Source organism: Pimelobacter sp. 30-1, from assembly GCF_018831735.1.
In the GTDB taxonomy this organism is placed as follows: domain Bacteria; phylum Actinomycetota; class Actinomycetes; order Propionibacteriales; family Nocardioidaceae; genus Nocardioides.
This window is the reverse complement of sequence record NZ_NHTS01000003.1, coordinates 809,174-825,762: the sequence shown is the minus strand read 5'-3', so window position 1 is coordinate 825,762 and position 16,589 is coordinate 809,174. Positions and strand designations below refer to the sequence as shown.

The 16,589-nt window shown below is 72.4% G+C and carries 7 protein-coding genes; 6 read left to right on the top strand and 1 reads right to left on the bottom strand.

Features of this window, described 5'->3' with window-relative positions; genetic code table 11:
• Nucleotides 1-160 precede the first annotated feature (160 nt).
• Nucleotides 161-4,618, top strand: coding sequence for a hypothetical protein (locus tag CCO04_RS09290; protein WP_215813791.1), 4,458 nt, complete (start codon nucleotides 161-163; stop codon nucleotides 4,616-4,618).
• Between the two features lie 49 nt (nucleotides 4,619-4,667).
• On the opposite strand, the gene CCO04_RS29720 is transcribed toward CCO04_RS09290, so the two are convergent.
• Entirely contained in the window at nucleotides 4,668-6,341 is a 1,674-nt protein-coding gene (locus tag CCO04_RS29720; RefSeq protein ID WP_215813790.1) for a LuxR C-terminal-related transcriptional regulator, read from the bottom strand.
• 205 nt (nucleotides 6,342-6,546) lie between these two features.
• On the opposite strand from CCO04_RS29720, the gene CCO04_RS09280 reads away from it, so the two are divergent.
• The 5 genes from CCO04_RS09280 to CCO04_RS09260 all read left to right on the top strand — a co-directional run bounded on the left by CCO04_RS09280 (nucleotide 6,547) and on the right by CCO04_RS09260 (nucleotide 16,589).
• A complete protein-coding gene (locus tag CCO04_RS09280; protein WP_215813789.1) occupies nucleotides 6,547-7,872 on the top strand; it encodes an MFS transporter in 1,326 nt (441 codons plus the stop codon).
• Between the two features lie 101 nt (nucleotides 7,873-7,973).
• Nucleotides 7,974-13,976, top strand: coding sequence for a sortase domain-bontaining protein (locus tag CCO04_RS09275; RefSeq protein WP_215813788.1), 6,003 nt, complete (start codon nucleotides 7,974-7,976; stop codon nucleotides 13,974-13,976).
• Between the two features lie 83 nt (nucleotides 13,977-14,059).
• The gene (locus CCO04_RS09270) at nucleotides 14,060-14,767 is read left to right on the top strand and encodes a YoaK family protein (RefSeq protein ID WP_215813787.1); all 708 of its coding nucleotides are present in this window, start codon (nucleotides 14,060-14,062) and stop codon (nucleotides 14,765-14,767) included.
• 4 nt (nucleotides 14,768-14,771) lie between these two features.
• The gene (locus CCO04_RS09265) at nucleotides 14,772-14,987 is read left to right on the top strand and encodes an amphi-Trp domain-containing protein (protein WP_215813786.1); all 216 of its coding nucleotides are present in this window, start codon (nucleotides 14,772-14,774) and stop codon (nucleotides 14,985-14,987) included.
• Between the two features lie 180 nt (nucleotides 14,988-15,167).
• On the top strand, nucleotides 15,168-16,589 hold the full coding sequence (locus CCO04_RS09260) for a cytosine permease (protein ID WP_215813785.1): 1,422 nt from the start codon (nucleotides 15,168-15,170) through the stop codon (nucleotides 16,587-16,589).

Sequence of the window (16,589 nt, the reverse complement as noted above, 5' to 3'; positions counted from 1 at the left end):
GTAGGGGAGCGGCCGGGCGCACCGCCCGGAGCCCAACTGATTTTGTCGACCCCTCTGTCAATTGCGCGGAACCTCGGACAGCGACGCTCGTTGCAGGGTTAGCCTCCGCGAGCAGTCGTCTGCTCCACCTCGGACGGCGCAGATGACGATGGGGACTCGCATGATGCTGACGTACGCCCGCGGACCGGTGGTCCGCCTGCTCACCGCGGTGCTGGCCACCGCCCTGACCCTGGCCGGGCTGGTGGCGCTGTCCACCGCCACCGCGCCGGCGGCGCACGCCGCGGCGGGGACCGTGCGGGGCACGGTGACGGCCGCGGACACGGGGGCGCCGCTGGTCGGCATGACCGTGGTGGCGTACTGCCAGGAGAGCGGGGCGTGGGCCCGGTGCGAGGAGACGACCAGCGGGGCGGGTGGGGCGTACACGCTCGCGCTGCCGGCCGGGACGTTCCGCATCGGGGCGAGCAGCGGTGACAACCAGTTCGCCGAGACCTTCTTCGGAGGTACGACGCGCGCGAACGCCGCGGACGTCGTCCCGCCGGCGAGCGACATCGACCTGGCGATGGCGCGCAACGCCTCGGTCAAGGGCCGGGTCGGCCAGGGCCTGCTCAACGCGGCGGTCCCCAACGTCGACGTGTGCCTCTACGGCCAGGTGACCACGGGCGGCACGACCTCGTGGAAGTGCCTCACCGAGGCCAAGACGACGACGCGCTCCGACGGCACCTACACGGTGTGGGCCAAGCCGGGCACCTACCGGGTCGGCTTCTCGGTCGCGGACAACCGGATGCGCGAGGTGTTCTACCCCAACGCGGCGACGGTCGCGGCGGCCACCAACCTGGCGCTCACCAGCGCCGGGCGCACCGGCATCAACGTCAAGATGGTCGGCAACGGCAAGGTCACCGGCTCGGTCCGGGTCCAGGGCACCAACGCCGCCGTTCCCGGCGCGCAGGTCAAGGCCTTCGAGCTCGTCGGCTCGGCCTGGCAGCCGACGCACACGGCGACCGCGGACGCGGCCGGCGGCTACGAGCTCTACCTCGCCAACGGCACCTACCGGTTCTCCTTCGACGGCGGCGCGACGTACCAGGCGGAGTTCTGGAACGACAAGGCCACCGTCGAGACCGCGACCGACGTGGTCGTCGCCAACGGCGCCACCGTCTCCGGCATCAGCCCGCTGCTCGCGCGCAACGCCCGGATCACCGGCAAGGTGACCGCCGAGGACGGCGGCGCGCCGATCGCCGGCGCCCAGGTCGCGGCGCTGCGTCAGGTGACCAAGCAGGTCGGCGGCCAGCCCCGCACCGTGTGGGACGCCGTCGCGTGGGCGACCGCGGACGGCGCCGGCGCCTACCAGCTGGCCGTCACGCCGGGCACCTACCGGGTCTCGTTCGACGACCCGTGCGACCCGACGGCCTGTGCCGACGTCTACCAGGCCGAGTACTGGAACGACGCCGCCGACGTCGAGGACGCCGACAACGTCGTGGTCGCCGGCTCGGGCACCTACCCCGAGCGCAACGCGGCCCTGGCCGCCAACGGCCACATCACGGGCACCGTGACCGCGGCGGACGGCGGCGCGCCGCTGCGCGGCATCGCCGTCACCGCACTCGACCAGAAGACCTACCAGGCCGGCGGCCAGACCCGCACCGAGTGGGTCGTGGCCGGCCGCGCGACGACCGACGTCGACGGCGAGTACACGCTGCCGGCCGCGCCGGGCACCCACAAGATCGAGTTCGCGGAGACCTGCTCGGGCGCGGGCTGCCGCTACCTCGGCGAGTTCTACGACGACGCGGCGTCCGCCGAGACCGGCGCCGGTGTCACGATCACCGCTCCCGGGGCCACCACCTCGGGCATCGACGCCGAGCTGGCCGCGGGCGCGCTGGTCTCCGGCAAGCTGACCGGTGCCGCCGACGCCGCGGTCGCCGGCGCCAAGGTCACCGTCTACACCCAGCAGGCCGGAGCCTGGAAGCCGCTCACCAGCGTCACGTCCGGCGCCGACGGCCGGTACGCCGTCCTGGTCGCAGGCGGCAACGTCCGCGTGGGCTTCTCCGACGCCGACGCCCGCTTCACCGAGGAGTTCTACGACGACAGCCGCACCCTGGCCGGTGCCGACACGATCGCCGTCACCGGCGCCGACGTGCCGAACATCAACGCCACGCTCGGGCTGCAGGTCGTCAACACCGCGGTGCCGACGATCCCGGACGCCGACCCGCAGGTCGGCGAGACGATCACCGCCGGCAACGGCACCTGGGCGGTCACGCCCGACAGCTACACCTACAAGTGGTTCCAGTCCGGCACGGTCGCCCCGATCGGCACCGAGCAGGCCCTGGTCGTCCCCGCGGGCGCCCTGGGCAAGACGCTGACCGTCGAGGTGACGGCCAAGAAGGCCGCGCACGCCGACGGCGTCGCGACCTCCGCGCCGTCCGCCGCGGTCGCGCTCGGCACGCTGACCAGCTCGGCCAAGCCGACGGTCTCCGGTGCGGTGACGGTGGGCAGCACGGTCCAGGCTCTCGAGGGCACCTGGTCCGCGACGCCCGACAGCTACACGTACCGGTGGTTCCAGTCCGGTACGGCGACCCCGATCGGCACCGGCAAGGAGCTCGTGGTCCCGGTCGGCGCGGTCGGCAAGACCCTCAGCGTCGAGGTCACCGCGAAGCGGGCCGGCCACACCGACGGTGTCGCCACCTCGGACCCGACGGCGGCGGTCGCCCCCGGCGGCCTGGTCAACAGCGCGAAGCCCACGATCAGCGGCGACCTCAAGGTCGGCAGCACGGTCACGGCGGGTGACGGCACCTGGGCCCCGGCTCCGGACGGCTTTACCTACCGCTGGTTCCAGGCCGGCAGCACCGACGCGATCGGCACCGGCAAGGACCTCGTGATCCCGGTCGGCGCGGTCGGCAAGACGCTCACCGTCGAGGTCACCGCGGCCAAGGCCGGCTACGGAAACAGCACGGCGGTCTCGGACCCGTCGGCGGCCGTCGGGTTCGGCACGCTGACCAGCACGGCCAAGCCGACCATCACCGGCGCGGTCAAGGTCGGTGGCACGGTCGCCGCGGTCGAGGGCACCTGGTCCTCGACCGCCGGCTCGTACACCTACCGCTGGTTCCAGGAGGGCTCGACCGACCCGATCGGCACGACCAAGACCCTCGTGGTCCCCGCCGGCGCCTTCGGCAAGAAGCTGACCGTCGAGGTCACGGCGCGCAAGCTCGGCTACACCGCCGGCGTGGCGTCGTCCGACCCGTCGGCCGCCGTCGCCAAGGGCGACCTGGCCAACACCGCGGCGCCGACGATCACCGGCACCGCCCAGGTGGGCAAGACCGTCACGGCGGAGCCCGGCACCTGGACGCCGGCTGCCGAGGGGCACACCTACCGCTGGTTCCAGGACGGCAGCACCGACCCGATCGGCACCGGCAAGGACCTCGTCGTCCCGGCCGGCGCCGCGGGCAAGAAGGTGCGGGTCGAGGTCACCGCGACCGCCGCCGGGTACGCCGACGGCGTGGCCTCCTCGGCCGCCACCGACGACGTCGCCCTGGGCGAGCTCGCCAGCTCGGCCGAGCCGACGATCACCGGCACCGTCCAGGTGGGCAAGACCGTCACCGCGGAGCCCGGCACCTGGACGCCGGCCGCCGAGGGTCACACCTACCGCTGGTTCCGCTCCGGCGCCACCGACCCGATCGGTACCGGCAAGGACCTCGTCGTCCCGGCCGCCGCCGCGGGCGAGACGCTGACGGTCGAGGTCACCGCCTCCGCCGCCGGGTACGCCGACAGCGCCGCCGTCTCCGAGCCGACCGCCGCGGTCGCCAAGGGCCAGCTCGCCAACACCGCGAAGCCGACCGTCACCGGCACGGTGGCGGTGGGCGGCACGGTCCAGCCGAACGACGGCACCTGGTCGCAGACGCCCGACAGCTACACCTACAAGTGGTTCCTGTCCGGCGCGAGCGCCCCGATCAGCACCGACCGCCAGCTCGTCATCCCGAGCGGCGCGGCGGGCAAGACCCTGCGCGTCGAGGTGACCGCGACCAAGGCCGGCTACACCGACGCCTCGGCGAGCTCGGACCCGCTCTCGGTGGCGGTGCCCGCGGCCCAGCCGCCGGTCAACACGGTCAAGCCGACCATCACCGGCAAGGTCCAGGTCGGCAAGACGCTCACCGTGAACCCGGGCACCTGGTCGCCGACCCCGACCACCCACGGGTACCAGTGGTTCGCCAACGGCGTCCGGCTCCAGGACGTCACCGGCAACCGGCTCACCCTGACCCCGGCCCTGGCCGGCAAGGTGATCCAGGTCCTGGTCGGCGCGAGCGTCCCCGGCGCCATCGGCTGGGAGTGGAGCGCGGCCACCAAGCCGGTCGCCCTCGGCACCCTGACGGTCACCGGTCGCCCGACCCTGACCGGCACCGCCAAGGTCGGCAAGAAGCTCAAGGTCGTCGTCCCCCGGACGACGGCGCCGGCCGGCGCGACCGTCACGATCCAGTGGCTGGTGGGCGGCAAGGCGATCCCGAAGGCCACCGGCAAGGCGCTCAAGCTCGGCAGCGTGCTCTACCGCGGCAAGAAGGTGCAGGCCCGGGTGACCTACACGCTCAAGGGCTACGCGCCGGTGGTGCGGACCACCGCCAAGGTCAAGGTGAAGTAGCCGCACGGCACGACGACGAGGCCTCCGCCGGGTTCGCCCGGTGGGGGCCTCAGTCGCGTGGAGGCTGCTGGAGCAGGCCGAGGTGGCGCGCCCGGACGACGACCTCGTCGCGGGAGCGGGCGTCGAGCTTGCGGCGCAGGTTGGCCAGGTGGGTGCGCGTGGTGTTGATCGAGACGTAGTTGGCCTTGGCGATCTCGGTGAGGGAGATCCCCGAGCTCAGGTCGCTCAGCAGGTCGCGCTCGCGCTTGGTCACCGTGATCAGGGAGACCGCCGCGGGATAGACGTCGACGACCCCGCGCTCGTCGAGGACCGCCAGCAGTGCCGCCAGCGCGGGGACGTCGGAGGCGAGGTCGTCGAGCGCCGTACGGGGCACGGTCGCGAGCGCGCGGGCGAGGTCCTGCTCCTGCACCCGCCCGACGGCCCGGCGCAGGGCCGCCACGGCACCGGGCCGGTCGCCCGCGGCGTGCCGGGCGGCGGCCACCACGAGGAGCGCCTCGGTGGCGGCCCGCGGACTCGCGGTGTCGTCCTGGACGACGAGCTCGGCCTCGTGCAGCGCGGGCGTCGGGTCGCCGCTGAGCAGCAGGGTCCGGGCCCGGACGACGCGCGCCGCACCGGCGATGTCGGGCGCCCCGTCGAGCTCGGCGAGCGCCTGGTTCGCCTGGCCCAGCGCGAGGTGGACGTCGGCGCGCAGCAGGCGGACGAGACCGGCGGCCAGGCCGCTCCCGGACACCTCGTCCCGCTGGGCCTCCAGGGCGTCGTCGAGGTGCCGGCTCGCCCGGCCGGCGTCCCCGCGGGCCAGCGCGTGGCTGACGTGGATCCACAGGAACACCGCCCACTGCTCGCCGCGCTGGGTCGGGTGGGGCATCGCGCCGAGCCGGCTCTCGGCCTGCGGGTCCAGGGCGTCGCTGGCCCGGATGGCCGCGGTCGCGGTCAGGTTCGACTCGACGAAGCGGTCGATCCACAGGTCCGGACGGCGGGTCTGCTCCCCGGCCCGCTCCAGCCAGGTCGCGCTCGCGACGTGGTCGCCGCGGACGGCGTCCACGAGGGCGAGCTTGCCGGCGATGGCCCGGGCGACGAAGCCGTAGGGGTCCCGCGTGTGGTGGGTCCAGGCGCTGAGGAACCAGCGGCGGGCGGCGTCGAGGTCGCCCGCGACCTGGGCGGTGATGCCCGCCTGGAGGTGCCAGTAGGGAAGGATCCGGCCGCGCTCGCCGTACCAGGGGTAGACGCTGGCCTCGGCCAGCGGCACCGCGGCCCGCACGATCGCCATCGCCTCGTCGAACCGGCCCAGGCGGCGCCGGGTGACCAGCGGCAGCAGGGCCTGGCGCAGCCGCAGGTCGCCGTGGCGGGCGAACTCCGCCTCGGCCTCCCGTGCGGTGCGCGGCAGGCCGATCGGGGTGGTGCCGATCGGCAACCGGCCGATGTCCTCGAACCGGAAGCCCAGGCCGGGCAGCGACGTCGCGAGGTCGAGCGGCAGCTCGGCCGCGATCTCGAACATCAGCGCGCCGTGGGCGCTGTGCGCCAGGTCGACGCCCCACCGGTCGATGATCCGGCCCATCCGGTCCGGGTCGCCGAGCGCGTGGGCCGCGGTGAGGCCGCAGTCGTCGGTGCCGGTCCGGAAGCGGTGGTCGGCCTGCTGCTCGAGCTCGGCGATCTCGGCAGGCTCCCGCGCGGCGACCGGTTGGGTCTCCGTCGGGATCGCGGGTTCGAGGTCGACCTCGAGCACGGGTGCACTCCTTATGTCCGCGGTTCCCCACCACCGGAACAAGGGCCTGTCCAGGGTAGTCCGGGACCGCCCTCGCCCGCGGTGACTTTCGGACTCTGGACGATGGTCTGGACCGGGATGAGGCCCTGGACATGCGCGTGCGCGGCGCCCCGACGGGCGCTAGCGTGCGGCTGCGACCGTCGCCCCCCGCCTGGTCAGGAGAGCCGTGGACACCGAGCAACGCCTGAGCCGGACGACCGTCGCGGCCCTCTGCGTCACCGAGTTCTGCGCCCTCGGCGCGCTCGTCATCCCGCTCGTGGTGGGCCTGAGCCTGCTCGTGCGCGGGGTCGAGTCCGGGCTCGCGCTGGAGACCCGGCTCAGCTGGGTCGAGACGGCCGGCGCCCTGACCGCGATGTCGCTCAACCCGGTGTGGGGCTGGCTCAGCGACCGCACCGTGCGCCGCAGCGGCCACCGCACGCCGTGGATCGTGGGTGGCACCGTCGTCGGCTGCGCCGCGGTCGTGACGGCGACCTACATGACCACCCTGCCCGCGCTGGTCCTCGTGTGGGCCTGCGCGCAGATGTCCTACAGCGCGACCTTCGCCGCGCTCTACGGCACCCTCTCCGACGTGGTGCACCCGGCAGACCGGGCGCGCGTGTCCGGCTGGTTCGCGGCTGCGGCGACCGGAGCGATCAGCTTCGGCGGCCTGGTCGGCTACGCGCTGCTCACCGGGCACCTCGGCGTCGCGCTCAGCGAGCCCCGCGTGGCGTTCGTGCTCCTGGCGTTCGTCGCGGTGCCGGTGGCGATCGTCGCGAGCCTGCACCTGCGCACCCTCACGCCGCGGACCCGCGTCGCCGAGCCCGAGCCCGCGCCGGTGGCCGCGCCGCTGGCGGGCGCCGGCTCGGCGTACTGGTGGCTGTGGCTGCAGCGCCTGTTCGCCCAGGCCTCCTACAGCTGCCTGACGGTCTACGGCGTCTTCTTCCTCATCCGCCGTGCGGGCGAGGAAGCCCACGACGCGGCCGCTACGGTCGCCCTGGTCACGGCCATCGGTGCCGCGCTCGGCATGGTGATGGCGGTCGGCGGCTCCCGGGCCCTGGCCCGCCGGATCGGCTACCGCCCGGTGATGGCCGCCGGCATCCTGCTCCTGCTCGGCGCCAACGTGCTGCTCGCGCTGTCGGCCAGCACCCCTGCGTTCGTGATCGCCCTCCTCTGCGCCGGCACCGGCCTCGGCACCTACGTCGCCCTCGACCTCGCCGTCGCGCTGACCGTGCTCCCGCCGACCGCGAACGGCCGGTTCCTCGGCTACTTCAACATCGCCCGGACCCTGCCGCAGTCGGTGGTCCCGGCACTCGGCCCACTCTTCCTGGCGCTCGGCTCCGGGGACCTGCTCGGTGCGGACCGGTCGCGCAACTACTTCGCCTTCTTCGCGTTCGGCAGCGTGCTCTCGCTGGTCGCGCTGGTGCTCCTCGCCCGGCTCACCGTCCCGGACCACCGCGACCCCCGAAAGGGGGGTGAGATGCGGGATGAGGTTCCCGCCTCGCCCGTGTCCTGAGACCTTCCCGATCGATTCTTCACCTTGCGACGAGAACGGCCGTCCGAGGGGAGAGGCCGCCTCGCCGCGCTCTCATGCCCCCCGGTGGAAGGTCTCCTGCCATGAAGATGTCCGTGCCCGAACGCGGGACGGCGAGGCGCGCCGCGGCGCGCTCGCGCGTCCCGCTCGTCGTGACGATGGTGCTCGCCGTCGTCACCGCAGGCGTGGGGCTGCTGTGGCCCTCCGCCGCGTCGGCCGCGGGGTCCGGCGTGCTCGACATCGTGATCACGCCGGTCGACCTGAGCAACGGCGCGACCATCACCGACATCGAGGACGGGACGCACGACAACAAGGTCACCTACCGGGTGCAGTACTCCTGCACCACCGCCGCGTGCGACGGCACCCAGGTGCAGTTCTCCACGCCGCCCACCGACCCCCACGGGCTGCTGCCGGCCGGTCAGTTCATCCTGATGTACGGCTCGTGGGTCCAGCCCGGCGCGGGCGGCACCATCGGCGGCACCGACGCGACCGGCAAGGTCGTCGACCTCGGCAACCTCGCCGCCGGTACGTCGGGCACCTTCTCGGTGACCTACGGCTACCAGGCCTCGCGCAACCGCGAGATCCCGAACGGCTCCTTCTACCCCGAGGGCACCTCGGTGCCGATGTCCGCGACGATCAGCTCCGACTCCGCGACCGGCCCGAAGACCTCGAACAGCGCCGTCACCTGGCACATCGGCACCCCGACCGCGGTGACGGCCGGCCTCGGTGTCTCGAACCCGACCTTCGACACCGACGTCCAGGAGTCGTACCGGATCGCCGTCAACCCCGGCAACATGCGCACCAACCCGGGCTCCAACGTCGCGGGTGACGCGTCGCTGGTCGCCACGGGCAACTACAAGATCGTCTACACCGTCCCGGCCGAGGCGGTGATCGACCAGGCCAGCGACGACGGTGTGATCGACAACGTCAACCACACGGTCACCTGGACCAAGGGCGCGCCGGCGAGCCCGTCGTACGGCGCTCGCGGCGGCTGGGGTCTGGCCGCGCTCAGCGGCTTCAACAGCGGCGGCGCGGCGACGAACAACGGCCTGGTCGGCCCGGCCGACGCGGCCACCTGGGGGCCGCGCACCGTGAGCGTGACCTTCCCGGGCAGCAACTTCCCCGAGGCCGACCCGACCGGCTGCAACTTCGTCAAGGACGTGACGTCGAACCTCGCGGTCACGGTCAACTACCTCGACAGCGCCCGCACGCAGCGGACGCTCAACCGCGACCTGACCACCAAGGTCGCCTGCACCAACCCGTTCGGCGGGATCCTGACCGCCAAGACGGTCTCCAACGGCGTCACCACCAACGAGGGTGACGGCGACCTGGGCGGCGGCATCCTCGCCGTCAACACCCCGGCTCCGGGTGAGGCCGACACGGGCAACCGCGAGTGGCGGGTCTCGGCCGGCAACGTCGGCAATGTCGACGCCACGGCCGTGATCGACGAGCCGAACCTCGACCAGGACCACATCAAGGTGCAGCGGATCATCGCGTACCAGTACGCGGGCGCGCCCGCGGGCTGGGAGGCGAGCGTCGACTGGGTCGACAACACCGGCGCGACCGGCACCGCCCAGCTGGGCAACGCCGCCTTCGTCGACGCGCAGCCGGGCCGTTGGTTCGTCAGCGCCAGGACCACCGCGCCGCTCCCGGCCGGGCGGATCCTGCCGAGCGACAACACCGCGACCACGATGCAGATGGGCTACCGCTTCAAGATCGACGACGGGGCCATCCCGCTGACCGGCCAGGAGCGCACCAACACCGCCGACGTCTCCATGTCCTACCCGGCCGACGCCGACGGCGACGGCACCCCGGACGACTACACCAACCTGCAGGGTCAGCCCCTGCCGACGCGGAAGGTCGAGCAGTCGCGCTCGCGCACGGTCCGCTACACCCAGCCGCTGGCCACGCTGACCCCGGGCTTCGTGGGCACCCCCGTCGTGGCCGGCGGTGGTAACCCGATGCCGGGCACCGAGGTGACCTTCTCGATGCGCGCGCTGACCTCCAACGTCTGGCCCGGTACGTCGGTCCAGCCGCAGCTGGTCTTCGTCGCGCCGGTCGGCTGGGAGGTCGTCCCGGGCTCGGCGTCGTTCACCGCGAACGGCACGGGCGTGACGGCGACGGCGCCCGCCGGCGTCACGTACGACTACCGCACCGTCACCATCGGTGGCGAGCAGCGCTCGGTCGCCGTGGCGACGTACCCGAGCCAGGTCGCGCTGAGCGCCGCGACCAACGACTACTGGCCGACGCTGTCGGTCAAGGCGAAGCCGACCCTCGCGGCGGTGCCGGGCGTGCAGCCGATCGGCGCGGTCTGGGCCGGTGACCAGAGCGGTACCTGGCGCGACGCGACCGGCCAGGGCTTCGTGTCCGGGCCGAACCAGTTCCGGGTCACCGCGCTGGCGGCCGACTCCGGAGACGTCGACGCCGACGGGGACACGACCGAGGAGTACGCGGTCCAGAACAACACCTTCAACCTCGCTGTCGGCGCCTCCGACGGCCTGAGCGTCCTCAAGGAGCTGTGCATCCCGGACGAGAACGCGGCCGACGGCTGCGCGTGGGTCGCCGACCCGTCGCAGGTCCACGAGATCCCGGTCGCGGAGTCGACCGTGAAGTACCGGATCACGCTGCGCAACGCGGGCAACACGACCCTCCACGACGTCATCGCGTACGACGTCCTGCCGTACGTCGGCGACACCGGCCTGCTGGCCAACCCGCCGGCCCGCGGCTCGCAGTTCAACCTGCTCGTCGACTCGATCGCCTCGAGCTCGCCGAACCTCCAGCTCGCCTACTCGGCCTCGACCAACCCGGCGCGCCCGCAGGTCAACCCGGGTGCGGCCGGCACGGTCGACGACTGGGGTGCCGGTGCCGCCGGCAAGAAGGCGATCCGGATGACCGTCGACGGCGACCTCGCCGCCGGCGCGACCGCCGAGGTGGTCCTCGTGGCCGCCGTGGCGCCGGGCTCGCCGACCAACAAGACCGCCTGCAACACGGTCGCCGCGGACTCGAACGAGACGCTGCCGGCCGAGCCGCTCGCGGTGTGCGTCATCCGCGCGGCGGGGGAGCCGGGCCTCACGCTCGCCAAGACCGCGGCGCTGACCACCGACCACGGCACGCCGGGGGTGGCCGACAAGGGGGACGTGATCACGTACACCTTCACCGCCGACAACAGCGGCAACGTCCCGCTGTCCGACGTGTCGATCGACGACCCCAAGGCGGGCCTCTCGGCGATCACGCCGGCGAGCGTGGCCACGCTGGCTCCGGGTGCGGACGCGGTGTTCACCGCGACGTACACGGTGACGCAGGCGGACGTCGACAACGGCACGACGATCACCAACACCGCGACCGCCGAGGCGACGGACCCGGACGACGGTGCGGTCGTCTCGCCGCCCGACTCCGCGTCGACCAACGTCGTGACGGCGGCGCCGAGCCTGCTGACGGACAAGGAGGCCGAGCTCGACGACACGAACGGCAACGGGAAGGCCGACAAGGGCGAGAAGATCGCCTACTCGTTCACGGTGCGCAACAACGGCAACGTGACGGTGAGCGGTGTCGCGGTCGATGACCCGATGGTGTCGGGGATCAGCCCGGCGTCGGCGACGATCGCGCCGGGTGGTCAGCAGGTGTTCACCGCGGGTGACTACACGGTGACCCAGGCCGACATCGACAGTGGTGGTCCGATCGTGAACCGGGCCTCGGCCTCCGGTACGGCGCCCGGTGGTGGCGAGGTCACCTCGCCGGACGACACCACGTCGACCGACACAGTGGCCCGTGCGCCGGGTCTGTCGGTGGACAAGTCCGCGGCGCTGACGACCGATCACGGTGCGGCCGGCAAGGCGGACAAGGACGACGTCATCACCTACACGTTCGTGGTGGAGAACACCGGGAACGTGACGATGACGAACGTCGCGATCGCCGATGCCCTGCCGGGTCTCTCGCCGACGTCGCCGCTGCAGGTCGCCACGCTGGCGCCGGGTGCGGACACGACGTTCACCGCGACGTACACGGTGACCCAGGCCGACGTGGACGCCGGTACGCCGGTGCACAACTCGGCCGTCGCCCAGGGCAAGGCGCCGGACGGCACGACGTCGAGCTCGACGCCGGACACGACCGACACCTCCGTGGTGGCAGCCGACCCGGACCTGTCGATCGACAAGACCGCCGTGCTGGACGACACGAACGGCAACGGTGCCGCGGACAAGGACGAGGAGATCGCCTACACGTTCACGGTGCACAACGCCGGCAATGTCACCCTCAGCGGCGTGAAGGTCACCGACCTGCTGCCCGGCCTGAGCGCCGTCAGCCCGGGGAGCGTCGCGACGCTGGCCCCGGGTGCGGACGCGGTGTTCACCGCGTCGTACACGACGACCCAGGGCGACGTGGACCGCGGCGGCTCGATCGACAACTCCGCCACCGCGTCCGCGAAGGCGCCGAACGACGACCCGGTGACCTCGGTCCCCGACACGACCAGCACCAACCTGGTGCCCGGTGCGCCGGGGATCGTGCTGGACAAGAAGTCGGTGCTCGACGACACCAACGGCAACGGCAAGGCCGATGTGGGTGAGGAGATCGCCTACACGTTCGAGGTGGAGAACACCGGCAACGTGACCGCGACGGACGTCGCGGTCACCGACCCCGAGGTCACCGGCATCACGCCGGCCAGCGCGACCATCGCCCCGGACGACACCGTGGTGTTCACCGCCGATCCCTACGTGGTGACGCAGGGTGACGTCGACGACGGCGTCGTGCACAACGTCGCGGCCGCCTCGGCGAAGGTGCCGGGTGGCGCGACCGTGACCAGCGAGGACGTCGACGACGTCGACACCGTCGAGGCCCACCCGGACCTGGGTGTCGTGAAGTCCGCGGAGATCACGGTGGACGCGGCCACGGCCGGCAAAGCCGACGTGGACGACGTCGTCACCTACACCTTCACGGTGCGCAACGACGGTCTGGCGACCGCGTTCGACGTCTCGGTCGCGGACGCCCTGCCGGGTCTGTCGGCGGTCTCGCCGGCCTCGGTGGCGACGCTCGCCCCGGGCGCGGAGACCGAGTTCACCGCGACGTACACGGTGAAGCGGGCGGACGTGAAGCGGGGCGGGATCGAGAACACCGCGTCGGTGACCTACCGGGGCCCCGTCCGCGGCGGCCAGCAGCCGGCTCCGGTCACGAACGACTCCAACACCGTCACCACCCCGACCGGCAGCATCGGTGCGCCGACGCTGACCACGAAGGCGTCGTCGGCCAAGGTCGCGATGAGTGTCGGCAAGGGCGGTGTCCCGAACGCGGTGCGGTTGCACGACGTGGTGACGATCAGCGGTTTCGTCACCGGTGGTGACGCGACGGGCACGGCCACGCTGTACGGACCGGTCGCCAAGCGTTCGGCCGCGATGTGCACCCCGGGACGCAAGGTCGGTTCGGTGACGTTCGTGCCGCGCAACGGCACGGTGCGTACGCCGGCGATCACGGTCCGCAAGCCGGGCTACTACACCTGGGTGGTCGCTACCAGTGAGGACCGGCGCAACGACGCTGCTTCGCATGCGTGTGGGTTGGCGGCGGAGACGACGCTGGTGCACCGTGCGGAGGTCGGCAAGGTCAAGATCGAGACCGGGTTCACCGGTCCGGTGGTGGCGGGTCGCAAGGTGCGTCCGGCGAGTGTGTCGATCCCGGCGATCGGGATGCGGGCTCCGTTGGACGTGGTGGGTGTGTCGAAGGGGTCGATGGTGATCCCGGAGAACGTGCGCCGTGGTGGCTGGCTGCAGCAGTCGGCTGCTCCTGGTGAGGTGGTCGGTGCGACCGTGATCGCGGGTCACGTCTCTGATCGTCATGACCGGCCGGGTGCGTTCGGGAAGCTGAACAAGGCCAAGGTGGGTCAGGTCGTCACCGTGCGGGGCACGGACGGCAAGGTGCAGAGGTACCGGATCACCAAGGTCTACACGCAGAAGCGGACCAAGGGCTTCACCGGTGGACCGGTGTCGACCACCGGTGCCCACCAGCTCACGTTGGTGACCTGCACGGGCAAGGTCCGCTACAGCAACGGCCGGTTCCACTACACGAAGAACCAGGTCGTGATCGCGACCCCGATCGGCTGATCCCCAGCCGTCGGGACGAGGCCCTCACCGGAACCATCCGGTGGGGGCCTCGGCGTCCCCGGGCCCGGCGCTAGCCTCGATCGGTGATCGCCCGCCTCTCCGCCGTCCCCCACGAGCGCTTCCACCTCGGTGCCCTGCTCGTGCTGACCTTCTCGACCGGGATCATCGACGCCGTCGGCTACCTCGGCCTCGACCGCGTCTTCACCGGCAACATGACGGGCAATGTCGTCATCCTCGGCATGGGTCTGGCGGGCGCCGACGACCTGCCGGTGGTCGGCCCGCTGCTCGCCCTGGTGGGCTTCATGGTCGGCGCGGCGCTGGCCGGCCGGGTGCTGCGGGCGGCCGCCGCCGGCTGGAGCGGGCGTACGACGGCGCTGTTCGCGGCGGTGGGCGTCGTCGTCCTGGGGCTCGCGGTGGTGCTGATGGTGGTCGGGGACGAGCCGGGGCGTGAGATCCAGGTGGTGCTCACCACCGTCCTCGGTACGGCGATGGGGGTGCAGGCCGCGACCGCGCGCTTCCTCGCGGTCAAGGACGTCACGACGGTCGTCGTCACCTCGACGATCACCGGGCTGGCCTCGGACTCCGTCTTCGGCAGCGGCGACGGCAAGGGCTCGGGACGGCGGGTGCTGGCGGTCGCGCTGATCCTGGTCGGGGCGCTCGTGGGCGCCGCGCTGCTCAAGGCGGGACTCGGTGTCGCGCTGCTGGTCGCCGGCCTGGTGATCCTCGTCCCGACCCTCGCCGGAGCCCTGCGCGCTCGCAGGATCGCGGTGACCAGCCCCGTGGGAGGGTGAGCCCATGGACCTCTTCGAGACCGACCACGCCGAGCGCCTCAGCCGTGAGGCCGCCGCCGACCGCCTCCGGGCCATCGCCGACGCGCTCTCGCGCCACAACTCCCTCGAGATCGACAAGAACGGCCGCCGGATCACGGTCAGCGTGCCGGATGAGGTCGAGCTCAAGGTCGAGATCGAGGTGGGTGACGAGAACGAGCTGGAGATCGAGATCAGCTGGTGATCGGCTGAGCCAGGTCTCGGGGCGCCGGAGAATTCGGCGGCCCGAACCTGGCGACAAAGTTACAAGAAGGTTGTAGGTTATCGCCGAACGGCTGAACGGTACGGCCGAGCGAGAGGTGGAGCGATGGCGGCGACCGAAGACATCGACGCAGGGACGACGCGGCCGGCTGCGGGACGCAGGATGGAGCCGGAGACCCGGTCCATCGACTACGTGCCGCAGTCCGAGCGGCACGGGAAGGCCTGGCAGCAGGCGCCCTTCTGGTTCACCGGCCAGTTCGTGCCGACCACCATGGTCGTCGGCTTCGTCGGTCCGGTGCTGGGGCTCTCGCTCGCCTGGTCGCTCGTCGCGACGATCGCGGGCGTGCTCTTCGGCACCTGCTTCATGGCGTTCCACGCCAACCAGGGCCCCACGATGGGCCTGCCCCAGATGATCCAGTCCCGCGCGCAGTTCGGCCTGCGCGGCGCGAGCGTGCCGATGATCGCGGTGATCGGCGTCTACCTCGGGTTCAGCTCGTTCGGCGTGCTTCTCGGGTCGCAGGTCCTGGCGTCGTACCTCGGCTGGACGACGCTCGGCTGGAGCGTGGTCATCGTCGGGCTGGCGACCGGGCTCGCGATCTTCGGCTACGACCTGCTCCACGTCGTGCTCCGCTGGCTGCCCTACCTCGTGGTGCCGGTCTTCGGCATCCTCACGGTGCTCGCGCTCGCGAACCTGACGCCCGCCGCTCCGGCCGTGGGCGACGGCTTCTCGTGGGCGGGGCTGCTCGCGCAGTTCGTGGCGGCGACCGGCTACCAGCTCGGGTACGCCGTCTACGTCTCCGACTACTCGCGCTACCTGCCGGCCGACACCTCGCAGCGCGCGGTCATCGGCTGGACCTACCTCGGCGCCTGCCTGTCCGCGCTGTGGCTGATGTCGCTGGGCAACTTCATCGCGGCGTCGGTGCCGGTGCCCGACGCCCTGACCAACCTCCAGTACGTCGGCGACCAGTGGTTCGACGGCTTCGGCGAGCTCGCGGTGGTGCTGGTGCTCATCCCCGGCGCGATCGCGCTCATGGGCGTCAACCTGTACGGCGCCATGCTGTCCTCGCTGAGCATCGTCCAGTCGTTCCGCCCCAGCCTGCAGGTCTCGGCCCGCAACCGCGCGCTCGGCATCGTGGGCGGCGCCGTCGCGGTGTTCGCGGTCGCGCAGTGGCTGCCGGCGTCGTACCTCGGGAGCTTCAACGACTTCGTGACGATCATGCTCTACGTGCTCGTGCCGTGGACCGCGGTCAACCTGGTCGACTACTACTTCGTGCGCCGCGGGCACTACGCGGTGACCGAGATCTTCCGTCCCGACGGGATCTACGGCCTGTGGGGCTGGCGCGGGCTCCTCGCCTACGTCCTCGGTCTGCTCGCGCTGGCGCCCTTCGTCCGGGTCGGGACGATCGAGGGTCCGCTGCTGGACGACGTGGGCGGGGTCGACCTCGCCTTCGTGATCGGCCTCGTCGTGCCGGGACTCGTCTACTGGCTGCTCACCCGCGGCCACGACGTGGCCCGCGAGGAGGCGGCCGTGGCGCGCAGCCGGCACCAGCTCGACGGGGACCTCGGCGTGAGCCGGGGGCGTTGA